Genomic DNA, 21,704 nt, shown 5'->3' with positions numbered 1-21,704 from the left:
AAATCACTGATTTGCCCGACGACGGAAGCGGAATGTTTTTTGCGCGAGGACTGGACGTGGCAAATCACTTTGGAATCGCTTGCAAATTCTCTCTCGGTCATTCCGGGGCGATGCGACAGCATCGAGCCCGGAATCCATCTCGCTGTTTGCGCCTCCGGCCCGATGGATTCCGGGCTCGTCCTTCGGACGCCCCGGAATGACGGGGATGGCGTGAGCGAACGGTTGGCACCTGCGGAACTGGCAAATCCCGCCGACCCCACCATATCTGGCATAATTGCCGCTCGCCTACCGCAACCGCTTGGCCGGCACCCGGCGATGTGATAACGCTGACCGACCAGCTTCGACCGCCCACATTTGACCGACCGCATCCTCTAAAGGCTTGCGGCGGTGGAGATATTTCGCCGATGACCTCTTCCTCCCCGAGCGCCAAATCCGGTTCCGCGCCTGATTCCTTCTTCAGGGCGACCCTTGTCGAGGCCGATCCTGAAATCGCGGAGGCGATCAAGGGCGAATTGGGTCGGCAGCGCCATGAGATCGAGCTGATCGCTTCCGAGAACATTGTCAGCCGTGCGGTGCTGGAGGCGCAGGGCTCGGTAATGACCAACAAGTATGCCGAAGGTTATCCGGGCGCGCGCTACTATGGCGGTTGCGAATGGGTCGACGTCGCCGAGACGCTGGCGATCGAGCGCGCCAAGAAACTGTTCGGTGCGAAGTTCGCCAACGTGCAGCCGAACTCAGGCAGCCAGATGAACCAGGCGGTGTTCCTGGCGCTGCTGCAGCCCGGCGACACCTTCATGGGCCTCGACCTCGCCGCCGGCGGCCATCTCACCCATGGCTCGCCCGTCAACATGTCCGGCAAATGGTTCAAGGCTGCGCACTACACGGTGCGGCGCGAGGACCAGATCATCGACATGGATGCGGTCGCCAAGCAGGCCGAACAGGTCAAGCCCAGACTGATCATCGCCGGCGGATCGGCCTATTCACGTGCCTGGGACTTCAAGCGCTTTCGCGAGATCGCCGACAGTGTCGGCGCCTATCTCATGGTCGACATGGCGCATTTCGCGGGCCTCGTCGCCGGCGGCGTGCATGCTTCGCCGGTGCCGTACGCGCATGTCACCACCACCACGACGCACAAGTCGCTGCGCGGCCCGCGCGGCGGCCTGATGCTGTGGAATGACGAGACGCTGACCAAGAAGCTCAACTCGGCGATCTTCCCGGGCCTGCAGGGCGGCCCCTTGATGCATGTGATCGCGGCGAAGGCGGTCGCGTTCGGCGAGGCGTTGCGGCCGGACTTCAAGGTCTACGCCAAGAACGTGGTCGAGAATGCCAAGGCGCTCGCGGAAACGCTGCACGGCCATGGGCTCGACATCGTCTCCGGCGGCACCGACAACCATCTGATGCTGGTCGACCTCCGGCCGAAGGGGCTGAAGGGCAATGTGTCGGAGAAGGCGTTGGTGCGCGCCGCCATCACCTGCAACAAGAACGGCATTCCCTTCGATCCCGAGACGCCGTTCGTCACCTCCGGTTTGCGGCTCGGCACGCCCGCGACGACCACGCGCGGCTTCGGCATCGCCGAGTTCAAGGAAGTCGGCGGCATGATCGCGGAAGTCCTGACCGCGCTGCAGCAGTCGCCGGAGGGCAAGGCGCCGCTGGTGGAAGCCGCGATCAAGGAACGCGTGAAGGCGCTGACCGACCGCTTCCCGATCTATCAGTAAAGGCTCGTTCGATGCGCTGCCCGAGTTGCAACAGTCTGGATACGCAGGTCAAGGACTCGCGTCCGACCGAGGATTCGGCTGTGATCCGGCGGCGGCGCGTCTGCATCACCTGCAATTTTCGCTTCACGACATTTGAGCGGGTGCAGCTCCGCGAGCTGACGGTGATCAAGCGCAATGGCCGCCGCGTTCCGTTCGATCGCGACAAGCTGGTGCGCTCGCTGCAGATCTCGTTGCGCAAGCGGCCGGTGGAAACCGAACGTTTGGAGAAGATGGTGTCCACCATCGTGCGGGAGCTCGAAAGCAGCGGCGAGGCCGAGGTTTCCTCCGAGGCCATCGGCGAGATCGTGATGGAGCATCTGCGCCAGCTCGACGACGTCGCCTATGTCCGCTTCGCTTCCGTCTACCGCAACTTCCGCGAAGCAAAGGATTTCGAGGCGGTGCTCGGCGAGCTCACCAGCGAAGATGACCCGCGCATCGCACAGTTCCGCAAATGATCTTCCGCATCCTGGAAGACAAGCTCGCCGCAGAAGCCAAACAGTCGAAAGCCGCCGATCTGCGGTTCATGCAGCTCGCGCTGACGCTCGGCCGGCGCGGGCAGGGCCGCACCTGGCCGAATCCGGCGGTCGGCGCGGTCGTGGTCAAGGATGGCGTCATTGTCGGTCGTGGCTGGACGCAAGCAGGCGGCCGGCCGCATGCCGAGCCGGAGGCGTTGCGGCGCGCAGGCGAAGCGGCGCGTGGCGCCACGCTGTATGTGACGCTCGAGCCATGCTCGCATTTCGGCCGCTCGCCACCCTGCGCCGACGCGGTGATCGCCGCAGGCATCGCGCGCGTGGTGTCGGCGGTCGAGGATCCCAATCCTGATGTCGGCGGCCAAGGCCATGCACGGTTGCGCGCGGCGGGCATCGCTGTCGATGTCGGGCTGTGCGTGGAGGAGGCGGCGCGCGACCATGCCGGTCATTTCCGCCGTATTCGCGACAAGCGTCCACATGTGCTGCTCAAGCTCGCGGTCTCCGCCGACGACAAGATCGGCGCTGCTGGCCACCGCCCGGTGGCGATCACGGGAGACGTGGTCCGGGCGCGGGTGCATCTGCTCCGCGCGCAGAGCGATGCGATCCTGATCGGGATCGGCACGGCGCTGGCCGACGATCCGGTGTTGACCTGCCGCCTGCCGGGCATGGAGGCGCGTTCGCCGGTGCGGGTGGTGCTGGACCGCGCGCTGCGCCTGCCGGGCGACAGCCGCCTGGTGCATTCGGCGCGCGAAACGCCGTTATGGGTGATGACCTCGGAGCTTGCCGAAGCGCCGGCTGCGATGAAGCTGGGTGCCGCCGGTGCCCAGGTGATCCGCGTGGCGGACACGGTCTCGCCGCCGGGACTCGATCTGCTCGCGGTGCTGCATGCGCTCGCCGAGAAGGGCATCACGAAAGTGATGGTCGAGGGCGGGGCGCGGGTGGCGTCATCCTTCGTTGCGGCTGACCTGGTCGACGAAGCCTGGCTGTTGCGCGCGCCGGAGGCGGTCGGCGCCGACGGCGTGCCCGCGCTGGACGCATTGCCGCTCGCCGCCCTCACGCAGTCGCCGGCCTTCAAGGTTCGTGCTAGCGAAACCCTCGGAAAAGATACTTTGACAATCTACGATCGCGCCTAGCGCTGTGTCCGCGCGTCATGCCCGGGCTTGACCCGGGCATCCACGCCTTGGCCACTGGCGACGAAGCAAGACGTGGATGGCCGGGTCAAGCCCGGCCATGACGACGACTGAAAGGGTTTGATGTGTTCACGGGCATAGTCACGGATGTCGGCGAAATCGCCAGCCTGACACCCACGGCGCAGGGGCAGTTGCACCGGCTGCGGATCGCCTGCCGTTACGATCGCGCGACCATCGCCGATGGCGCCTCGATCGCCTGCAATGGCGTGTGCCTGACCGTGGTCGCCTCCGGCGTTGAGGGCGGCAGGACGTGGTTCGACGTCGACGCCGCCGCGGAAACGCTTGCGCTAACCACCGCCAAGCACTGGGGCGTCGGAACCCGGCTCAATCTCGAGCGCGCGCTGAAGATCGGCGACGAACTCGGCGGCCATATCGTGGCAGGCCATGCCGATGGCATCGCTACCATCGTCTCGCGCGAAGATCTGCCTGATATGGCGCGGTTCGTGCTCCGAACCACGCGCGATTTGGCGCGTTTCATCGCGGTCAAAGGCTCGATCACGCTGGATGGTGTGTCGTTGACGGTGAATACGGTCGATCACGTCACATTTTCGGTGCTGATCATCCCGCATACTCTCACGGTCACGACGATCGGCGGCTGGCGCGCAGGCAGCGAGGTCAATATCGAAGTGGATCTGATGGCCCGCTACGCGGCGCGGCTGACAGAGATGAAGTAGCAGATCACCGTCATGCCCGGGCTTGACCCGGGCATCCACGTCTTGTCCGCTTGCGGTGAGAAAGATCGTGGATGGCCGGGACGAGCCCGGCCATGACGGAGCAAGAAACCGCCAGCTTTGGCTTGGCTAGAACCTCTATGGCGACTACAAGCGCGCCAACGTTGACAGTCAACATTGCAAGACATTGACTATCGGCATGACGAAACGGATTGAAGAATGGCAGACGCACGGCGTGCACCGCTGAAGGACCAGACCGACATTTCCGGCGCGCGTGCGCTGATCGTCGAGGCGCGGTTCTATGACGATATTCAGGATGCGCTTCTGGAAGGCGCGGTCGCGGAATTGAAGGCCGCCGGCGTCGGCTACGACGTCATCACGGTTCCCGGCGCGCTGGAAATTCCGGCGGCGATCGCGATCGCGATCGATGCTGCGGAGAAGAACGGCAAGCCCTATGACGCGGCGGTTGCGCTCGGCTGCGTGGTGCGTGGCGAGACCATCCATTTCGAGATCGTGTCGATGGAGTCGTCGCGCGGCCTGATGGACCTCGCCGTGAACAGGAAGTTTCCGCTCGGCAACGGCATCATCACCGTCAACACCGAGGAACAGGCCTGGGCACGGGCGCGCGCCAACGACCTGAACAAGGGCGGCGACGCTGCGCGTGCGGCGCTTGCGATGTTGCGCATCAAACGTCGGCTGGCGAAGGGTTGACCATGGCGGACGACAGGAAGCCGGTAAGACCAGCGGACAGGAAGGCCAATCGGCGCGGCGCCGCACGGCTTGCCGCCGTGCAGGCGCTCTACCAGATGGATATCGCCGGCGCCGGACTGAACGACGTGTTGGCGGAGTTCGAGAGCCACTGGCTCGGCAACGAGGTCGAAGGCGAGACGTATCTGCCGGCGGAAGCGGCGTTTTTCCGTGACGTGGTATCGGGTGTGGTGCGCGACCAGGCCAGGCTCGATCCGCTGATCGACGAGGCGCTGTCCAAGGGGTGGCCGCTGAAGCGGATCGATGCGATCCTGCGCGCGGTGCTGCGGGCAGGCTCCTATGAACTGGAGCATCGCAAGGACGTGCCGGGCCGCGTGGTCGTCTCCGAATATGTCGATGTCGCGCACGCGTTTGTGGAGAAGGACGAGACCGGCATGGTGAATGCGGTGCTCGACCAGATCGCCCGGCAGTTCCGGGCCGATGAGTTCGTGCGCAGCTAGCCCACACATTCCGCCGTCATCATCCGCGAGGGCGGGTGATCCAGTAAACGGCGGCGGTTGTGGTTGACGACGGGCGCTGCGGAATAGTGGATCGCCCGGTCAAGCCGGGCGAGGACGGCTGAGGAGACTTCGGGCGGCATGGCAAGCGGACCGAGCAATCCATCCGGCGAGGACTCGCTGATCGCGCGATACTTCAAGCCGCTCGCGAAGGACCCGGGCGCTTTCAATCTCGATGACGATGCGGCGGCGTTGCGGGCAGGCGGCGATGATATCGTCGTCACCACCGATGCGATCGTCGAGGGCGTGCATTACCTGCCCGGCGATCCGCCTGCGACGCTGGCGCGCAAGGCGCTGCGGGTCAATCTCTCCGATCTTGCGGCCAAGGGGGCCGTCCCTGCCGGCTTCGTGCTGACGCTGGCGCTGCGTGGCGCTGACGATGCCTGGCTGAAACCGTTCGCGCAGGCGCTTGGCGAGGATGCCGCGCAATTTGGCTGTCCGCTGCTCGGCGGCGACACGGTCTCAACGCCGGGGCCGGTGATGATCTCGGTCACGGCGTTCGGGCGCGTGCCGCAGGGCAAGATGATCCACCGTAGAGGCGCGCGGGCAGGGGACCGCGTCGTGGTCACCGGCACGATCGGCGATGCCGCGCTTGGCCTCAACCTGCTGAAGGCCGGGCCTGTTGCCTCAGTGCTTGCGAACGACGATGCCGCCCGCGAGATGCTGACCGGCCGCTACCGCGTGCCGCAGCCGCGCAATGCGCTCGCCAAGGCGGTGCGCGACTACGCCAGTGCTGCGATGGATGTGTCCGACGGGCTCGCCGGCGATCTCGCAAAGCTCTGTGCGGCTTCCGCCGTCTCGGCCGTGATCGACGTCCAGAGCATTCCACTCTCGTCGCCGGCCGCCGCGCTGGTTGCACGCAACGTCGTCGGTATCGAGGCCCTGATCTCGGGCGGCGATGACTACGAGATCCTCTGCGCGATCCCCGGCGATCGCATGGCGGCCTTCGTGCAAGAGGCCAAGCGCACAGGCGTTGCCGTGACTGCGATCGGCGGCATCATCGCAGGCTCCGCACCCCCCAGCTTCCTCGACCCACAGGGCCGGGAGCTGGCCCTCAAGCGGCTGTCCTACAGCCATTTCTAGAATTGGCCGAGAAAGCCGCTCCTCAGACTAATTAGCTGCCCAAATCGTCCCGTTTTGATTGCCGGCGGCGTTGCGCTGCGAAAGCGATTTTGGCAAGCTTCGGAACCGATTGTGGCCACCCTCTTGGGCAGGGTGGACCGCTCAATAAGCGCCTGCCGCATCCCGCGGAAAAAACAAGGGCGTGGGGATACATCAAGGATCTGAGGCAGAATTCAAATGACAGCATTATGGTTGATCGTGCTCTGCGGGGTACTTTCCATTGTCTACGCGATCTGGGCTACCTCTTCCGTTCTGAACGCTGATGCGGGCAGCCCGCGCATGCAGGAGATCGCCGCGGCGGTGCGCGAAGGCGCACAGGCGTATCTGCGGCGCCAGTACACCACGATCGGCATCGTCGGCGTCGTGATCTTCATCCTGCTGGCCTACTTCCTCGGCACCCTGGTCGCGATCGGCTTTGCGATTGGTGCGATCCTGTCGGGCGCCGCGGGCTTCATCGGCATGAACGTCTCGGTCCGCGCGAACGTCCGCACCGCGCAGGCGGCGACGAAGTCGCTCGCCGGCGGCTTGGAGCTGGCCTTCAAGGCGGGCGCGATCACCGGCCTCCTGGTCGCCGGTCTCGCGCTGCTCGGCGTCACCATCTATTTCGCCTACCTGACCAAGGTCGTCGGGTTGGCGGCGGATAGCCGCACCGTGATCGACGCCATGGTGGCGCTCGGCTTCGGCGCCTCGCTGATCTCGATCTTCGCCCGTCTCGGCGGCGGCATCTTCACCAAGGGCGCCGACGTGGGCGGCGACCTGGTCGGCAAGGTCGAGGCCGGCATTCCCGAGGACGATCCGCGCAACCCGGCGACCATCGCCGATAACGTCGGCGACAATGTCGGCGACTGCGCCGGCATGGCGGCCGACCTGTTCGAGACCTACGCGGTGACCGCGGTCGCCACCATGGTGCTGGCGGCGATCTTCTTTGCGAAATCGCCGATCCTGGTGGACATGATGACGCTGCCGCTCGCGATCGGCGGCGTCTGCATCATCACCTCGATCATAGGCACCTTCTTCGTCAAGCTCGGCGCCAGCCAGTCCATCATGGGCGCGCTCTACAAGGGCCTGATCGCGACCGGCATCCTGTCGCTGATCGGTATCGCCGGCGTGATCTACACCCTGATCGGCTTCGACAAGCTGCCGGGCGTGGACTATTCCGGCATGGCGCTGTTCCAATGCGGCGTCGTCGGCCTCATCGTCACTGCACTGATCATCTGGATCACCGAATACTATACCGGCACCGACTATCGCCCGGTGAAGTCGATCGCCGCCGCCTCGGTGACCGGCCACGGCACCAACGTGATCCAGGGGCTTGCGATCTCGATGGAGGCGACCGCGCTGCCGGCCATGGTCATCATCGCCGGCATTCTCATCACCTACAGCCTGGCTGGCCTGTTCGGGATTGCGATCGCGACTGCGACCATGTTGGCGCTGGCTGGCATGATCGTGGCGCTCGACGCCTTCGGCCCGGTCACCGACAACGCCGGCGGCATCGCCGAGATGGCCGGTCTGCCGAAGGAGGTGCGCAAGTCGACCGACGCGCTGGACGCGGTCGGCAACACCACCAAGGCGGTGACGAAGGGTTATGCGATCGGCTCCGCCGGTCTCGGCGCGCTGGTGCTGTTTGCGGCCTATAACCAGGACCTCAAATTCTTCATCAGCGACTCCGCCAACCACACCTATTTCGCGGGCGTCAATCCGGACTTCTCGCTCAACAACCCCTATGTGGTGGTGGGCCTGTTGTTCGGCGGCCTGCTGCCGTATCTGTTCGGTGCGATGGGCATGACCGCGGTCGGCCGTGCAGCCGGCGCGATCGTCGAAGAGGTGCGGCGCCAGTTCCGCGAGAAGCCCGGCATCATGCAGGGCACCGACAAGCCGGATTACGGCAAGGCGGTTGACCTCCTGACCAAGGCGGCGATCAAGGAGATGATCATCCCGTCGCTGCTGCCGGTGCTGTCGCCGATCGTGGTCTACTTCCTGATCTACGCGATTGCGGGCGGCGGTGCGGCCGGCAAGTCGGCGGCGTTCTCCGCCGTCGGCGCGATGCTGTTAGGGGTCATCGTCACCGGACTGTTCGTTGCGATCTCCATGACCTCGGGCGGCGGCGCCTGGGACAACGCCAAGAAGTACATCGAGGACGGCCACTACGGCGGCAAGGGCTCCGACGCCCACAAGTCCGCGGTAACAGGCGACACCGTCGGCGATCCCTACAAGGATACGGCGGGCCCGGCGGTCAACCCGATGATCAAGATCACCAACATCGTGGCGCTGCTGCTGCTGGCGATCCTGGCGCACTGATCGGCGCGAAAGCTGAATGCAAAACCCCGCGGGCAGCGAGCCCGCGGGGTTTTTGTTTTGTTGCTACGCGGCGCGGCCACTGCTCACCCTCTCCCCGTTCTTCACGGGGAGAGGGTGGGGTGAGGGGCTCTCTCCCCAATTTGCGACAATCAGGTGAGTCCGCGGAGGCTCCCCCTCATCCGGATCGCATCTTCGATGCGATCCGATTTCTCCCCGTGCGCGGGGAGAAGTGAAGAGCGCGTCACTTCACCTCCATCTGCAGGCCTTCCTTCTCGATGATGACGGCGAACTTCTTCGTCTCGGCGTCGACGAAATCGGTGAACTGCTGCGGCGTGCCGTGGTCGGGGCGGGCGCCCATGCCGGCGATGTTCTTCTTGACGTCGTCGCGCTCCAGCATCGCCTTCACCTGCCGGTTGAGCTCGTCCACGATCGGCGCGGGCGTGGTCTTGGGCAGGAATACGCCGAACCAGGAGGAGACTTCGAACTTCGCAAGCTCCGGCGCGCTCTCGCGCATGGTCGGCAGTTTTGGCGCGGCGTCGCTGCGCTCGGCGGTGGTGACGCAGAGCCCGTTGAGCTTGCCGTCCAGCACCTGCGGCAGCGACGGATAAAGGTTGTCGAACAGGATCTGGATGTCGCCCGCGAGCCCCGCCTGCAGCGCAGGCCCGGCGCCGCGGAACGGCACATGGGTCATCTTGAGCCCTGTGAGCTGCAGGAACCAGGCGCCGGTCAGATGCGGGCTCTGGCCAGTCCCGGACGAGCCATAGGTGAGCTTGTCCGGATTGGCCTTGAGGTACGCGATCAGCTCGGGGATCGACTTGATGCCGGTCGAGGGATGGGCCGAGACGATGTTCGGGATCCGGATCATGTTGGAGACCGGCTGCAACTGATCCTTCTGGTAGGTGAGGTTCTTGAAGATCGAATAGGCGATCGCATTCGGCCCGGGATTGCCGATCAGGATGGTTTGGCCGTCGCCCTTGTTGCGGAGGACTTCGGCGGTGCCGATGGTGCCGCCGGCGCCCGAGCGGTTCTCCACGATTGCCGATTGTCCCCAGGCGGTCTGCAGATGCGCCGCGAGCAGGCGGCCCATCACGTCGGTCGAGCCGCCGGCGGCGGCCGGTACGATCAGGCGGACGGTCTCGGTCGGCCGCCAGTCGCCGGCGCCTAAGCTCGCGCGCGGCAGGATGGCGGCGGCCGAGACGGCGGCGGTGCCCGTCAGCAGGCGGCGGCGGGAAAGCAAGGTTCGGCTCACGTGTTCACTCCCTGATTTGATCTTGTTTTCAGGGAGCGTAGGGGACCGCGGGGCGGTCCGGCAAGCGAGGAGTTAAGCGGCGACTTGGCGCAGCGGGCCGATGGTTAGTTGAAGCTCAAGAGCTTGAACAGCGGCGTCAGGTAGCTGAGCTCCTGGCCCGAGGTCGGCGTGGTGCGGCTGACGAAGTCGAAGATCTTGCCGTCCTGCAGGCCGTAATTGGCGATGCGGCGGACGGTGCGGTTCTTGTCGAAATAAACAGCGATCACGCGCTGGTCGACCACCCGCTGGTTCATGAAGGCGACTGGGCGCTCGGTGCGCTGGGAGATGTAATAGAACACCTCGCCGTCCAGCGTCGCCACCGTCGACGGCGTGCCCATCACGATCAGCACCTGGTCCTGGCTCGCGCCGATCGGGATCTGCTCCAGCGCGCCCTGCGGCAGGATGTAGCCCTTCTGGAATTGCTCGCCGGTGCAGGCGGCAAGCAGCGCGCAGACGAGGCCGATGGCCGCCGCGGCGCGGCAGCGTGCTAGCACACCGCGTGAGAAGGACACGCGTGGGCTGGTCTTGTTGGCTTCGGTCATCGGCGGAACTGATCCGTCCCCTTGCGTCGCGCGAGGCGTTGACGTACCGGGCACGGCTGAGGATTGCAACAGAAGCGGGCGCTTTGGGCCCGCGGGCGGAACCCACAATGCTTTGGCCGTTCAATCAATTCAAGAAACCCCGGCTACTCCCGAGCGGCACCATTGAGACCATCTATGGCATGATCGTGACGCAGGCGCGAGAACCGGTGTTTTACCGACAGTTGGCCGTCGCAGACACGGTTAACGGCCGATTCGACCTGCTCTTGATGCATTTGTGGCTGGTGCTGCGGCGCCTGAGGGCAGTGGAGGGCGAATCAGGCCTGTCGCAGGCGCTGTTCGACCGCTTCTGCGAGGACATGGACGACAATCTGCGCGAAATGGGGGTCGGCGACCTCACGGTGCCGAAACGGATGAGGGCGTTCGGCGAGGCCTTCTACGGTCGCTCCGTGGCCTACGACCTTGCGCTCACCGATGGCCATGAGGCGCTGGCAAACGCATTCTGCAAGAATATCTTTGATGGCAAGGACATCGAGAAGGCGCGGGGCCTTGCGACCTATGCCGAGCGGGTGGCGGCCGTGCTGGACCAGCTCGACGCGGCGACGCTGTCGGGCGGATCGTGGAAGTTTCCAGTGCCGGAGCAGGTGGGCGCGGCTCAATGAAAGATACCGAGACAGAGAGGCCGCTTCCTCCGCGCGATCCTTCGCGTGATCCTTGGCGCGCGCTGGTCGCCGTGGCGCAGGTGCCGGAAACCGGCCTGCACCGCGACATCGAGGCCGATCCGCGCCAGCGCCAGGCATTGGCCGATATCGCGAGCCTGCGCGAGGTGCTTTCGGCGGAGGCGTCGTTCGACGTCACGCCGAAGAGTGGCGGCCGCTTCCATGTCGCGGGCTCCGTGCGCGCCCGGGTTGGCCAGACCTGCGTGGTGACGCTCGAGGAGATCGAGAACGAGATCGACGAGGAGATCGACCTGATCTTCGCCCCGCCGGAGCAGATCCCGCAGATGGCCGCGCTGGCCGAGGAGGCCGAACGCAGCGAAGCTGAGATACCCGACCCGCCGGAGCCGATCGAGAACGGCATGATCGATCTCGGCCGGCTCGCCACCGACGCGCTGTTCCTCGCGATTGATCCCTATCCGCGCAAGGCGGATGCCGTGTTCGAGCCGGTGGTCGAGGCCGCCGATCCCAAGGACCACCCGTTTGCCGCGCTGAAAGCGCTGCAGGCCGCGCCGAAAACCCCCGGTGGGAACAAGCCGAAAGGGAAATCCAACGGGAAATAGGCTCCGGTTAAAGTGGATTATGAGAGCGAACCATCGCGCGAAGTCGATCCGTTGCGTTCTCATAAATCTGAGATAAGATATTGAATAATTTGAAATATCCTCCGTCGACGCCTCCGCGTTCCCGCAACCCTGAGCCGGCCGGCAAAGCATGGTGAAGAGGTTGTGTCAGAATGGGGACAGGTTATTGTCGCGGCCCAGCCGGGCGCGCCGTTGCCTCCGGCCGTACATCGCTTGTCGCGATGGACATCGCTAACCGCGACAGACATCGCTGACCGCGACAGACATCGCTGACCGCGATAGACATCGCTGATGGCGGTGGCTTTCAAACGGGTGGCTGGTCCGCTTCAAGGCCGCCGAGAGCAGGTTTCCGGGACGTTCATGCCTAAAAAGGTTCGAATCGCGCTTGACGCCATGGGTGGCGATGACGGCGCATCGGTCGTCGTCCCCGGCGCCGCCATCTCGTTGAGCCGGCATCCTGACACCGAATTCCTGCTGTTTGGCGACAGCAAGCTGATCGAGCCGGAGTTGGCGGCGCATCCGGCCCTGAAGGCGGCCTCGCGCGTGATCCACACCGACGTCGCGATCAGCAACGATGAGAAGCCGAGTCAGGCGCTCAGGCGCGGCCGCAAGACGTCCTCGATGTGGCTTGCGATCGACGCGGTGAAACAGGGCGAGGCCGATGTCGCGATCTCCGCCGGCAACACCGGTGCGCTGATGGCGATGGCGCGGTTCAATCTGCGCATGCTGCCGGGAATCGACCGCCCGGCGATCACGGGGCTTTGGCCGACCGTGCGCGGCGACGCCATCGTGCTCGACCTCGGGGCAACCATCGGCGGCGACGCGCACCACCTGGTGGCGCTGGCCTTGATGGGCAGCGCGATGGCAAGCGTGCGGTTCAATGTGAAGCGGCCGACCGTGGGGCTGCTCAATATCGGCCGCGAAGAGATGAAGGGACATGAGGAGATCCGCGAGGCCGCGGAGCTGTTGCGGGCGATGAACCTGCCGCAACTGAATTATATCGGCTTCGTCGAGAGCGACGGCATCGGCAAAGGCGTCGCCGATGTGGTCGTCACGGAGGGATATGCCGGCAACATCGCGCTGAAGGCGGCCGAGGGCACCGCGCGGCAGATGGAGGGTTTCCTGCGCAACGCCCTGTCCCAGACCTGGCCCAGGCGGATCGGCTATCTTCTAGCCCGCGGCGCCTTCCGGGCGCTGCGCGACAAGATGGACCCCAACAAGTCCAACGGCGGGGTGCTCCTGGGTCTGAAGGGTTTGGTCGTAAAAAGTCACGGCGGGACGAGCGCCGAAGGCTTTGCCTATGCCGTCGATGTTGGCTATGAGATGGCCCACTACGATCTCCTCACCAAGATCAATCAGATGCTCAACCGCGACGGCAGCGCGCTGGCCTCAGCGCAGACCGCGCAGGAGGCTGTCTCGTGACTGCGATACGATCGGTCGTGCTCGGCTGCGGCTCTTATTTGCCGGAGCGGGTCGTGACCAATGCCGAGCTGGCGACCCGCGTCGATACGTCAGACGAATGGATCGTGCAGCGCACCGGCATCAGGGAGCGGCACATCGCCGCCGAGGGGGAGTTCACCTCCCATCTCGGCATCAATGCCGCGCGCGCGGCGCTGGCGAACGCCGGCCTGGATGCGCAGGATATCGACCTGATCGTGCTCGCGACCTCGACGCCGGACAATACGTTTCCCGCAACCGCGGTCGCGGTGCAGAACGGGCTCGGCATCACCCATGGCGCGGCTTTCGACCTGCAGGCGGTGTGCTCCGGCTTCGTCTTCGCGCTGGCGACCGCCGACAATTTCCTGCGTACCGGCGCCTACAAGCGGGCGCTGGTGATCGGCGCCGAGACCTTCTCGCGCATCCTCGACTGGAACGACCGCGGCACCTGCGTGCTGTTCGGCGACGGCGCCGGCGCGGTGGTGCTGGAAGCGCAGGAACAGCCGGGTAAATCGTCCGACCGCGGCGTGCTGACCACGCATCTGCGCTCTGACGGCCGCCACAAGTCGAAGCTGTTCGTCGACGGCGGCCCGGGATCGACGCAGACGGTCGGCCATCTCAGGATGGAGGGCCGCGAGGTGTTCAAGCACGCGGTCGGCATGATCACCGACGTGATCGTCGACGCCTTCAACGCCACCGGCACCAGCGCCGAGGACATCGACTGGTTCATCCCGCATCAGGCCAACAAGCGGATCATCGATGCCTCGGCGCACAAGCTTCATATTGCACCGCAGAAGGTGGTGCTGACGGTCGATCGCCACGGCAACACTTCGGCGGCATCGATTCCCCTGGCGCTGTCCGTTGCGGTGAAGGATGGACGCGTGAAGAAGGGCGACCTCGTGCTGTTCGAAGCGATGGGCGGCGGCTTCACCTGGGGCTCGGCGCTCGTCCGCTGGTGAAGCGTGCAATCAGAAAAGACACATCCCTGACGATTTTTGGCAGGCTGCTGCATTATCGCCACTGTTGACCATTGCCTGCTAACCCTCTAATTTCAGGGGACAAATTTTGTTCGCCGAGAGTGCGGGGCAGGCGATGACCGGAACCGGTAAAACAGTCACACGAGTCGATTTGTGCGAGGCGGTCTACCAGAAGGTGGGATTGTCGCGCACGGAATCCTCGGCGTTTGTCGAACTCGTCTTGAAGGAAATCACCGATTGCCTGGAAAAGGGCGAAACGGTGAAGCTGTCGTCCTTCGGCTCCTTCATGGTGCGCAAGAAAGGCCAGCGCATCGGACGCAACCCGAAGACCGGCACCGAAGTGCCGATCTCGCCGCGGCGGGTGATGGTATTCAAGCCGTCGGCGATCCTGAAGCAGCGGATCAACGGCCACCACGGTTCGACCAACGGCGAAGACAAGAGCGGATAATTCCTTCTTGGGCGTGATGGCGTTTCTTCGAATCGTCATCCCGCGCTATCGTTGTTTGAGCGTGATCTCGGCGCGGACGCCTAGCGTTTGTCGCGAGCGCGTTTGTGCGGATCGTACTCCAGGAGAAGGAGCGGGCATTTGGAAAAGGCGCCCGATGCATTCCGTACCATCAGCGAGGTAGCCGACGAGCTCGACATCCCCCAGCACGTGTTGCGTTTCTGGGAGACGCGGTTCGCGCAGATCAAGCCGATGAAGCGTAGCGGCGGCCGCCGCTACTATCGCCCTGACGACGTCGACCTGCTCAAGGGCATCCGCCGCCTGCTGTATGGCGAGGGCTATACGATCCGCGGCGTGCAGCGGATCCTGAAGGAGCACGGCATCAAGTCGGTCCAGGCGATCTCCGACCAGAGCGCGGCGATCTCCTTTGGCGCCGTCGAGGAGGCGATCGGGCAGAGCCTGCGGGAATCCGACGAGGAGGAGGAGACCGCCGGCCACGATAACGATGCCGAGGACGAGGAATTTGATGACGGCAACGCCATCGAGATCGACTACCGCTTCGTCGACCCCGACGAGGACGGCATCCTCGCCCCGTTCAAGGGGCGGCAACCCCCGGCCGCCCAGCCCACGGCGGCAGCCGCACCCGCCCGCGGCATCCCCGCCGCCGACCGCGAACGCCTGCAGCGCGCGCTCCAGGACCTGATCGGTTGCCGGGAGATGCTGGATTCGGCAATGAAGGACGGCGAAGGCCGGTAAATCGCGCGACCGGACCGTCTAGGAGGTGGCCGCCGGATGGACCGGCTCGCGATGAATCTCGCAACCGGACTCGCTGACGACCACGATCGCAAGGTCCGGTTCAGCGGGAGCCTCTTTTCGGAAATGCGCGGCGAGCGTCTTGCTGTATTCGATAGCTTCGGCGTCCGATGAAAACTGCTTCCCGATCCGGTCGCGGATCGGAACACCGTCCTTCCGGTCGAAATAGAAGGTCTGCACGTTAGTTTGCCTCTGATTTTCTGGCGCAGGCGGGTTGGTGGAAAGGCATGCGCAGGCTATGGCGCCGGCGGGAACTTTGGCTTGATTTGCCTCAATCTGGGCCGACCGGCCCGAACCGAGCGCGTTTTGGCCGTGCCATTGCTGCGAGAACCGCGCGAGGGACCGGGCTTGGCGAGCACCATCCGATCGCGCCTTGCGCGAAGCTCTGATCGCAGCTAATGGAACGGCATCGGAGCGTGGCGCAGCCCGGTTAGCGCACTAGTCTGGGAGACTAGGGGTCGAAGGTTCAAATCCTTTCGCTCCGACCAATACTTAGCCGGATTTTAGGGCCTCCGGAAATCAGTCAGGGTAACGGATAGGGTAACGCTGTTCGGCGAGCGAGCCGCGCGTATATATTTTCCAGGTTTTAGAAGATTGACGGTTCCAATTTCTTCTATATATTGGAAGATACCGGTGGAGGCCGGTCAAAAACAAATCAGCACACATGGCGAAGAAGGCGAATCATGAACACCACCCTCAAGCAGACGGAGCAAGTCGTAATGCTCGCAATATTGCGTAAGCAGCCCGACGCGTATGGCGTCTCCATCTACGAGGAACTGGAAAGGCGTCTAAACAAAGCAGTTCCGATGGCGACGATCTACGCAACTCTGGAGACCCTCGAAAAGAAGGGATTCGTCAACAGCAAGCAAGGTCAGGCAACCGCAGAACGCGGCGGCCGCGCGAAGATGTTCTTCGAAATAACCGGTAAGGGGCAAATGGCCCTGAATGCATCACTCTCCGCGCTCGACCGGTTGCGCGCGGGGACCAAACTGGCAGGAGCCATGGCGTGACGGACAAGAACGGGGACGACGACAAGCAGGTCACTGCTGAAGGATACCGAGCGATCTTCGCTCGATCATACGAAGAAAAAGTGACAAAGGTGGCCCTTGGTAATCTCTTTCTTCAAAAGGAGATAGAATCAGCTCGGGACGAGTACACAAGGCTCATGGCAACTATAAAAGCGGCACAAGAACACTTGGAAAAAGCCTCAGAGCTAACTGCGCGACCTCCGCGCAAACGCTCGTCTCCGCCGACATCGGCAGCTTTCCTGCTCGCGTTCATCGCCCCCAAGAACTCGGCGCAAGCCCTGCTCGGCGATCTTGAAGAGATGTTCCAAGAAAATGTCGCGCGCTTCGGGGAGCGGCAGGCGCGCAAGATGTACTGGTTTGAGGTCGCGCGCTCGGTCGGGCCACTTGTGTGGCAGTGGGTGAAACGCATGGGTTTCGTTACACTGCTGGTTGACTATGTTCGTTCGAAGTTTGGTCTTTAAAATCAGCAGCTCCGTGATCGACGTCCAATTCCGGTTCGTCGCCACGAACAACGCGATGCAAATCGACAGGATCAGGTCGTCGTGAGCGCCGGCGCGCGCGTTGCAGGTAACGCGTCCGCTCTCGGAGACCTTAGGGGCAAAATCGCGCAGCTCTTCCTTTAGCGCTGGCGTCTCGGTTAGCTCGGCGCAATTTTCAGTTCGCCCGAATGCATGCGCGACTCGCGCTCCGAGACCAGAAAGCCCTTGGGTACGTGCCATGTGTCACCGTCGTGCTGCGTCACTTCGTTGCCCGCGGTGATGAGGATTTTCTGCGGGCGTAGGCCGGCGCGCTCGAATTGATCCGCCACCGGTCGACCGCAACCCGTGTAGTCGAGCGCGAAGGTTGCGCCGATCAACGGTTCACGACCAAACAAGTTAGCGACGTGCTGGATCTGGTTGGGATACGACATGCCGATCGACAGGCGTGGTGCATTTTCGATTTTGCCGCCGTCAAGTAGCCGCTGCATAGCGTCGACCAGGTCGCGCTTTTTCATGCCTGTTTCATCGCGTCCCGAACGAGCACCTTCGGGGCGTAACTGTTGGCCGTCAGAGCCGCATTGACGCGGATATTTTGCGCCGTCGCCTTGTCTAGAAGGTCGAGAAACACCCGTTCCGCCTTCCACTGCTGGAGAGGTCCGGCCCGGTATCACCGCCGTCCGTAACGAATGCGCCGGCGATGTCGAGAGAGTTTTTTGCTCACGCGAACGGAGACGTTTCGTAACGCTTCAAAAGCAATCGCGAATAACTTCGTCTCGCTAATCACTTACCAACATAGCGAAGCCAACTTGTTTGAAAATGGCTGTGCCGGAGATGCTGTGTAAATAGTTTATCATGACGGACAGACTTGTCGTGAACTTGTGGGGCGTCAGTATCAGCGCAGAAGGGCTGTGGGCAATCGCTGCTACCATCATCATTGTCGGTATCGTAGCAACGGTCGTTGTCTACAATCGTACTAGGTCCGCGGATTGACACCAGCACGGAAAAATACGCGCGGCCGAACGCCCCGCTAATTTGCGCTACGAACTGTGCGGAGATATTCGGCGTAGGTGTCCAATATCCATTTCTATGCCACCGCGATCGAAATGCTTCTGCTCGACGTTGGCGATCGGTTGCAGCAAGACCAGAGCTGCTCCCTCAGGCGTAGCCGTCGACCCATTTGCTGGGGACGATGACGGCTCCATTCATCATTGACTCTTTTATCAACGTTTTCCTTCCACGATGTTTGACCTGCTCGCAGTTGTAGCGTGTCCACGGGAATTTCCGGACGTCGCTCGCGCGCGCAGAATGTCGGTTGCGTGCACAAATTCAGCCCGCCGCAGACTCGCTCCTGTTCCAGAGGCGGAACCAAAAGTCATCAAGGCGATTGGAGTTGGGTTTGACCCAACAATCCAACGCTGGGAGGACAGATGGTTCGTCGACCGATAGGAGCAGGCTTCTTGGCCGCGATAGCATTAGTGTGGCCGGTGGATTTCGCGATGATGCCAACTCCGGCAAATGCGGCAGTTGCGACCGATATTAGCGCGCAGGCCCGACGTGGACCGCGGCCTGGTGCTCATCGTCCGCCGGGAGCACATCGTCCTCGCCCGCCTGGCGCTCATCGTCCCGTGCATCGGCCTCGTCCACCCGGCGTGCATCGCCCGCCGCACCGTCCACCTGGCGTGCATCGTCCTTGGGTCCGTCCGCCGCGCTATTCCTGGCGTCCCGGCGGCGCAATCGCGGCAGGTGCTGCGCTTGGCTTTATCGCAGCGGCCAGCGCCGCGGCGTGGGCTGGCGCGCCGCCCGCGCCTGGTCTTTGCTGGTATTACACCGACTGGACGCAAAGACAGGGGTTCTGGGACACTTGCCCGTAGTCTCGACCCGGAGATTGAAAATCAAAAAGGGCGCGGTGGTCGCGCCCTTTGGCTGATTCCGCGTGCAAATAGGTGCGCCGCCCATCGTCTCCGAGAGCCTTGATCCGGACCATCGCACCATCGCGATATTTGACCTGGAAGCGGTCATTCGCGCTGTCGGTAAAATTTGCAGGACGACGTCGATTTCCGAGAACCCCGTTCGTCGTTTCGATGCCAAGCCGATGAGGCCGGCTCAAATGAGGAGACAGACGATGCGTGTGATGGTGTTGGTGAAGGCGACCGACGACAGCGAGAAGGGCTTTTTCTCCACGCCCGAGACGACTGAGATGCTCGAGGCGATGGGCAGATTCAATGATGAACTGCGTAAGGCCGGCATCTTGCTCGCCGCCGATGGCCTCAAGCCCTCCTCGCAGGGCAAGCGTATTGCGTTCGATGGCCCCGGCCGTACGGTCATCGACGGGCCTTTCGCCGAGACCCGCGAGCTCGTCGCCGGCTTCTGGCTCTGGGAAGTCAAGGACATGGACGAGGCGGTCGCCTGGGTAAAGCGCTGCCCCAACCCCATGCCGGGACCGAGCGAGATCGAAATCCGGCCGCTATATGAGATGGCTGATTTGCGATCCGGACTCACACGAAACGACTGCTAAGCCGGCTCAAGTGACGCGCCTATTCAGTACCACCGCGGAATATATACCTCCTGATTCCCATAGCGTATCACCGGCGCTACGGGCGGGCCGTATGGGTCAACCCGGTCGTCCTCAGGGCGATAACGATATCGTGGAACAATATAATAATCCCAGTAAGGAGTTTCCCTGACGATGGGTACCCTGACGATCGCCCTTGCCCGTGGTTCACGAACGACTCTGGCGTCCTGCGCATAGGCTGCAACACCGAACGTCCCCAGGTTACACAGCACCAGCGCCGTTCCGAAAGCTACGGTCTTTATCCTCATGCCTCGGCCTCCTTGCCACAGCGGCAAATAACGAGCACCTGCTCATGATTGTTCCAGCCACGCGAGGCTTAAAGGCGACGGGTGGGACGCCCGATCGCTGGAGAGGCGGCAGCGAAGGAGCCGGGCGCAGAGTAACGCAACTACGAGCGCAATCCATCGAAATTGAAGAGGCCGCCGGCATATCTCCGGCGGCCTCCGCGCTTAACGTCGTTCGCTGCGCTGCATCTCGACTAGAGATCGATGCCGACAGCGATGTTACGGCCCTGTAGTTCGGCAATCTTCATTCCCTCGGCCTGCAACTGCGTGAACTCCGGGTCCTTTGCCACGGCCTCCTGCACTTTGCCGTAAGCTTCCCAACTGGAGTAGCGCGTCGTAACCAGCCATTCTCCTGCCCACACGCCAGTGTGGAAACGGGACAGCCGAAGAAATTCGGCACCGTGTTTTTCAAAAATCTTCTTCGCCCGCTTGGCAATCTGGACCATTTCGTCGGCCTTGTCGGTTTTGAAACGAGTAAATTGCACAATCGACATGGGCTACCTCCATCGTGATTTAAAATGTCCAAGAGGCATGTATCGAGCGACATTTGAGGAGCGAACCTCGATGCAATCTCGATGAAGGTTTGTCTTCATCGACTTCATCTTGGTTCAGGCTTCGCAAGCGACACTGGCTAAAATAGGTGCGCTGTTTATCAAGACTTGAATTGCTGCCGGTTTGATCGACACGCAGCCAAGAGAGGAGGGGGGCGAAGAGCGACTTCGCAGCCTCATCCGCGACTTTTCAGCCTGCACCTTGATGTGGCCGGCGGAAGTGTGTGCCCCGGCGGATCGTGGGGATCGCGCCGGGGCGTCGCTCCCTCTCAACCGACCATTGGGCTAGGGGGCTGAGATGATCAGCGAGAGATCGCACGTCAAACGAAGCACAACCGCTGCCGGGATGTGAGTGCAAATTGTGCCAAGCCACTGCAGAATTTTGAGAAGCTTGCACGCAGGTGCCTCGTTCTTCACTTGGCAAAAACAAAAAGCGACCGGTTCATTGTGGCGAGGTCTCTACGAGGGCGCCTGCAACGAACCTTACTGTGGCCGCTTCGCTTTTCTGATGTGTTCGATGGCCGTCAAGTACGCTGCCACCGCAACCATCAGCACACCAGCAGCGAACGCGACTCCTTCAAGAATCAACACGATCTTTTCCTTTCACTCATCTGGCTGGGACAGCCTCTGAGCGTTCCTCTGATCATGGATATAGGACGCTGGCGCCTCGGGCGCGGCCTTCTGTGGCTTAAATTCGCGTAAGGCGCCTGTCTGACGGCTCGATCGCGTAGGCAATCTCAAGAGCTTGCGGTGCGGCTTTCCCGGGGCCGTCGGTGGCAGGTTTTCATGCAGCGATCTTGTCTTCCTTATCGGCGCCGCGCATGACCGTCGTCAGCACGTCGTTCGGCCTCTGTAGCGCCTTGGCCTCATCGCAGGGTGTGTAAACTGCAACACACGATACAAGCGCGAATCGCTGTAGACTGAAGTGGCGTCCTCAAACGCGCCTCCCTAGCCTTGAGCCCGTCGCAAATGGCGGGCTTCCTTCAAGAGGGCGCTCGGGTCACTGGTGTTCGCGCTGGTGCACGCCTGCGTGCACCAGCGGGGTCTCCGCATTCCTACTGACTCGAATTTCATTCCCTTGTTACACGCTTCGGCATTTAATTGCCGCATCGTATTACCTGATCATATTTGCGAATGACCCGGCAGCCGCACCTGCCGGGTTTTTCGTTCCTGCCCCGAGGGGCGCTAGATTTTAGTTTTGACGCGTTTTCTTCACGCGAACCG

At 63.0% G+C, this 21,704-nt stretch carries 24 protein-coding genes and 1 tRNA gene; 19 read left to right on the top strand and 6 right to left on the bottom strand.

The features are described from left to right. Positions 1 to 404: 404 nt before the first annotated feature. From glyA to OZ411_RS25555, 8 genes are all read left to right on the top strand, one after another. A complete protein-coding gene (glyA, locus tag OZ411_RS25590) occupies positions 405 to 1,715 on the top strand; it encodes a serine hydroxymethyltransferase (RefSeq protein ID WP_282530178.1) in 1,311 nt (436 codons plus the stop codon). A gap of 11 nt (positions 1,716 to 1,726) precedes the next feature. Further along, positions 1,727 to 2,209: a transcriptional regulator NrdR gene (gene nrdR, locus OZ411_RS25585; protein ID WP_027580572.1), complete on the top strand. Its 483-nt coding sequence runs from the start codon at positions 1,727 to 1,729 to the stop codon at positions 2,207 to 2,209. Further along, complete coding sequence (gene ribD / locus OZ411_RS25580) at positions 2,206 to 3,357, top strand: bifunctional diaminohydroxyphosphoribosylaminopyrimidine deaminase/5-amino-6-(5-phosphoribosylamino)uracil reductase RibD (protein WP_282530177.1); 1,152 nt, start codon at positions 2,206 to 2,208, stop codon at positions 3,355 to 3,357. The genes nrdR and ribD overlap by 4 nt, the downstream gene beginning before the upstream one ends. Before the next feature lie 122 nt (positions 3,358 to 3,479). Then, positions 3,480 to 4,088 carry a riboflavin synthase gene (locus OZ411_RS25575; protein WP_282530176.1) on the top strand — a complete coding sequence of 203 codons (609 nt, stop codon included), beginning with the start codon at positions 3,480 to 3,482 and terminating at the stop codon, positions 4,086 to 4,088. Between the two features lie 216 nt (positions 4,089 to 4,304). Then, positions 4,305 to 4,796: a 6,7-dimethyl-8-ribityllumazine synthase gene (gene ribH, locus OZ411_RS25570; protein WP_282530175.1), complete on the top strand. Its 492-nt coding sequence runs from the start codon at positions 4,305 to 4,307 to the stop codon at positions 4,794 to 4,796. Between the two features lie 2 nt (positions 4,797 to 4,798). Further along, positions 4,799 to 5,293 carry a transcription antitermination factor NusB gene (gene nusB / locus OZ411_RS25565; RefSeq protein WP_130583507.1) on the top strand — a complete coding sequence of 165 codons (495 nt, stop codon included), beginning with the start codon at positions 4,799 to 4,801 and terminating at the stop codon, positions 5,291 to 5,293. 138 nt (positions 5,294 to 5,431) lie between these two features. Next, positions 5,432 to 6,433 carry a thiamine-phosphate kinase gene (gene thiL / locus OZ411_RS25560; protein ID WP_282530174.1) on the top strand — a complete coding sequence of 334 codons (1,002 nt, stop codon included), beginning with the start codon at positions 5,432 to 5,434 and terminating at the stop codon, positions 6,431 to 6,433. Between the two features lie 216 nt (positions 6,434 to 6,649). Further along, the gene (locus OZ411_RS25555; protein WP_282530173.1) at positions 6,650 to 8,770 is read left to right on the top strand and encodes a sodium-translocating pyrophosphatase; all 2,121 of its coding nucleotides are present in this window, start codon (positions 6,650 to 6,652) and stop codon (positions 8,768 to 8,770) included. A gap of 241 nt (positions 8,771 to 9,011) precedes the next feature. On the opposite strand, the gene OZ411_RS25550 is transcribed toward OZ411_RS25555, so the two are convergent. Beyond that, on the bottom strand, positions 9,012 to 10,019 hold the full coding sequence (locus OZ411_RS25550) for a tripartite tricarboxylate transporter substrate binding protein (RefSeq protein WP_282530172.1): 1,008 nt from the start codon (positions 10,017 to 10,019) through the stop codon (positions 9,012 to 9,014). 104 nt (positions 10,020 to 10,123) lie between these two features. Continuing rightward, positions 10,124 to 10,600 carry an outer membrane protein assembly factor BamE gene (locus OZ411_RS25545; protein ID WP_028162881.1) on the bottom strand — a complete coding sequence of 159 codons (477 nt, stop codon included), beginning with the start codon at positions 10,598 to 10,600 and terminating at the stop codon, positions 10,124 to 10,126. 107 nt (positions 10,601 to 10,707) lie between these two features. Here OZ411_RS25545 and OZ411_RS25540 point away from each other — a divergent pair, with 107 nt between their 5' ends. The 6 genes from OZ411_RS25540 (at position 10,708) to OZ411_RS25515 (ending at position 15,509) form a co-directional block, all read left to right on the top strand. Further along, positions 10,708 to 11,259 (top strand): ubiquinol-cytochrome C chaperone family protein, encoded by a 552-nt coding sequence (locus OZ411_RS25540; protein ID WP_282530171.1) that lies wholly within the window; start codon positions 10,708 to 10,710, stop codon positions 11,257 to 11,259. Then, on the top strand, positions 11,256 to 11,876 hold the full coding sequence (locus OZ411_RS25535) for a YceD family protein (RefSeq protein WP_282530170.1): 621 nt from the start codon (positions 11,256 to 11,258) through the stop codon (positions 11,874 to 11,876). Before OZ411_RS25540 ends, OZ411_RS25535 begins: the two co-directional genes overlap by 4 nt. Positions 11,877 to 12,254: 378 nt before the next feature. After that, the gene (gene plsX, locus OZ411_RS25530) at positions 12,255 to 13,316 is read left to right on the top strand and encodes a phosphate acyltransferase PlsX (protein WP_282530169.1); all 1,062 of its coding nucleotides are present in this window, start codon (positions 12,255 to 12,257) and stop codon (positions 13,314 to 13,316) included. Further along, a complete protein-coding gene (locus OZ411_RS25525) occupies positions 13,313 to 14,290 on the top strand; it encodes a beta-ketoacyl-ACP synthase III (protein ID WP_282530168.1) in 978 nt (325 codons plus the stop codon). The genes plsX and OZ411_RS25525 overlap by 4 nt, the downstream gene beginning before the upstream one ends. 133 nt (positions 14,291 to 14,423) lie before the next feature. Next, positions 14,424 to 14,756, top strand: a complete 333-nt coding sequence (locus OZ411_RS25520) for an integration host factor subunit alpha (RefSeq protein WP_130583630.1) — start codon at positions 14,424 to 14,426, stop codon at positions 14,754 to 14,756. A gap of 138 nt (positions 14,757 to 14,894) precedes the next feature. After that, positions 14,895 to 15,509, top strand: a complete 615-nt coding sequence (locus tag OZ411_RS25515) for a MerR family transcriptional regulator (RefSeq protein ID WP_130583631.1) — start codon at positions 14,895 to 14,897, stop codon at positions 15,507 to 15,509. A gap of 18 nt (positions 15,510 to 15,527) precedes the next feature. Here the strand turns inward: OZ411_RS25515 and OZ411_RS25510 are convergent, their stop codons facing one another. Next, the gene (locus tag OZ411_RS25510) at positions 15,528 to 15,746 is read right to left on the bottom strand and encodes a hypothetical protein (protein ID WP_282530167.1); all 219 of its coding nucleotides are present in this window, start codon (positions 15,744 to 15,746) and stop codon (positions 15,528 to 15,530) included. A 230-nt stretch (positions 15,747 to 15,976) separates the two neighbouring features. Here OZ411_RS25510 and OZ411_RS25505 point away from each other — a divergent pair. The 3 genes from OZ411_RS25505 to OZ411_RS25495 all read left to right on the top strand — a co-directional run bounded on the left by OZ411_RS25505 (position 15,977) and on the right by OZ411_RS25495 (position 17,055). Continuing rightward, a tRNA-Pro gene (locus OZ411_RS25505) sits at positions 15,977 to 16,054 on the top strand. Between the two features lie 195 nt (positions 16,055 to 16,249). Then, the gene (locus OZ411_RS25500; RefSeq protein ID WP_282530166.1) at positions 16,250 to 16,576 is read left to right on the top strand and encodes a helix-turn-helix transcriptional regulator; all 327 of its coding nucleotides are present in this window, start codon (positions 16,250 to 16,252) and stop codon (positions 16,574 to 16,576) included. Further along, entirely contained in the window at positions 16,573 to 17,055 is a 483-nt protein-coding gene (locus OZ411_RS25495; RefSeq protein WP_282530165.1) for a permease prefix domain 2-containing transporter, read from the top strand. Before OZ411_RS25500 ends, OZ411_RS25495 begins: the two co-directional genes overlap by 4 nt. Positions 17,056 to 17,231: 176 nt before the next feature. On the opposite strand, the gene OZ411_RS25490 is transcribed toward OZ411_RS25495, so the two are convergent. Then, a complete protein-coding gene (locus tag OZ411_RS25490; RefSeq protein WP_282530164.1) occupies positions 17,232 to 17,588 on the bottom strand; it encodes a hypothetical protein in 357 nt (118 codons plus the stop codon). A gap of 912 nt (positions 17,589 to 18,500) precedes the next feature. Here OZ411_RS25490 and OZ411_RS25485 point away from each other — a divergent pair. Further along, positions 18,501 to 18,944, top strand: coding sequence for a hypothetical protein (locus OZ411_RS25485; protein WP_282530163.1), 444 nt, complete (start codon positions 18,501 to 18,503; stop codon positions 18,942 to 18,944). 251 nt (positions 18,945 to 19,195) lie between these two features. Next, the gene (locus OZ411_RS25480) at positions 19,196 to 19,588 is read left to right on the top strand and encodes a YciI family protein (RefSeq protein ID WP_282530162.1); all 393 of its coding nucleotides are present in this window, start codon (positions 19,196 to 19,198) and stop codon (positions 19,586 to 19,588) included. Between the two features lie 23 nt (positions 19,589 to 19,611). Here the strand turns inward: OZ411_RS25480 and OZ411_RS25475 are convergent, their stop codons facing one another. Next, positions 19,612 to 19,893 (bottom strand): hypothetical protein, encoded by a 282-nt coding sequence (locus tag OZ411_RS25475; protein ID WP_282530161.1) that lies wholly within the window; start codon positions 19,891 to 19,893, stop codon positions 19,612 to 19,614. A 230-nt stretch (positions 19,894 to 20,123) separates the two neighbouring features. Then, complete coding sequence (locus OZ411_RS25470; protein WP_282530160.1) at positions 20,124 to 20,423, bottom strand: hypothetical protein; 300 nt, start codon at positions 20,421 to 20,423, stop codon at positions 20,124 to 20,126. Between the last annotated feature and the right edge of the window lie 1,281 nt (positions 20,424 to 21,704).

It is taken from the genome of Bradyrhizobium sp. Arg237L, assembly GCF_029990105.1.
In the GTDB taxonomy this organism is placed as follows: domain Bacteria; phylum Pseudomonadota; class Alphaproteobacteria; order Rhizobiales; family Xanthobacteraceae; genus Bradyrhizobium.
This window is presented reverse-complemented; position numbering and strand designations above follow the sequence as displayed.

Excerpts from the sequence above, each read along its gene's own strand:
- glyA (WP_282530178.1), top strand. The coding sequence starts at position 405 with ATGACCTCTTCCTCCCCGAGCGCCAAATCCGGTTCCGCGCCTGATTCC.
- nrdR (WP_027580572.1), top strand. The coding sequence starts at position 1,727 with ATGCGCTGCCCGAGTTGCAACAGTCTGGATACGCAGGTCAAGGACTCG.
- ribD (WP_282530177.1), top strand. The coding sequence starts at position 2,206 with ATGATCTTCCGCATCCTGGAAGACAAGCTCGCCGCAGAAGCCAAACAG.
- ribH (WP_282530175.1), top strand. The coding sequence starts at position 4,305 with ATGGCAGACGCACGGCGTGCACCGCTGAAGGACCAGACCGACATTTCC.
- nusB (WP_130583507.1), top strand. The coding sequence starts at position 4,799 with ATGGCGGACGACAGGAAGCCGGTAAGACCAGCGGACAGGAAGGCCAAT.
- thiL (WP_282530174.1), top strand. The coding sequence starts at position 5,432 with ATGGCAAGCGGACCGAGCAATCCATCCGGCGAGGACTCGCTGATCGCG.
- OZ411_RS25555 (WP_282530173.1), top strand. The coding sequence starts at position 6,650 with ATGACAGCATTATGGTTGATCGTGCTCTGCGGGGTACTTTCCATTGTC.
- OZ411_RS25545 (WP_028162881.1), bottom strand. The coding sequence starts at position 10,600 with ATGACCGAAGCCAACAAGACCAGCCCACGCGTGTCCTTCTCACGCGGT.
- OZ411_RS25540 (WP_282530171.1), top strand. The coding sequence starts at position 10,708 with ATGCTTTGGCCGTTCAATCAATTCAAGAAACCCCGGCTACTCCCGAGC.
- OZ411_RS25535 (WP_282530170.1), top strand. The coding sequence starts at position 11,256 with ATGAAAGATACCGAGACAGAGAGGCCGCTTCCTCCGCGCGATCCTTCG.
- plsX (WP_282530169.1), top strand. The coding sequence starts at position 12,255 with ATGCCTAAAAAGGTTCGAATCGCGCTTGACGCCATGGGTGGCGATGAC.
- OZ411_RS25520 (WP_130583630.1), top strand. The coding sequence starts at position 14,424 with ATGACCGGAACCGGTAAAACAGTCACACGAGTCGATTTGTGCGAGGCG.
- OZ411_RS25500 (WP_282530166.1), top strand. The coding sequence starts at position 16,250 with ATGAACACCACCCTCAAGCAGACGGAGCAAGTCGTAATGCTCGCAATA.
- OZ411_RS25490 (WP_282530164.1), bottom strand. The coding sequence starts at position 17,588 with ATGAAAAAGCGCGACCTGGTCGACGCTATGCAGCGGCTACTTGACGGC.
- OZ411_RS25485 (WP_282530163.1), top strand. The coding sequence starts at position 18,501 with ATGGTTCGTCGACCGATAGGAGCAGGCTTCTTGGCCGCGATAGCATTA.
- OZ411_RS25480 (WP_282530162.1), top strand. The coding sequence starts at position 19,196 with ATGCGTGTGATGGTGTTGGTGAAGGCGACCGACGACAGCGAGAAGGGC.
- OZ411_RS25475 (WP_282530161.1), bottom strand. The coding sequence starts at position 19,893 with ATGAGGATAAAGACCGTAGCTTTCGGAACGGCGCTGGTGCTGTGTAAC.
- OZ411_RS25470 (WP_282530160.1), bottom strand. The coding sequence starts at position 20,423 with ATGTCGATTGTGCAATTTACTCGTTTCAAAACCGACAAGGCCGACGAA.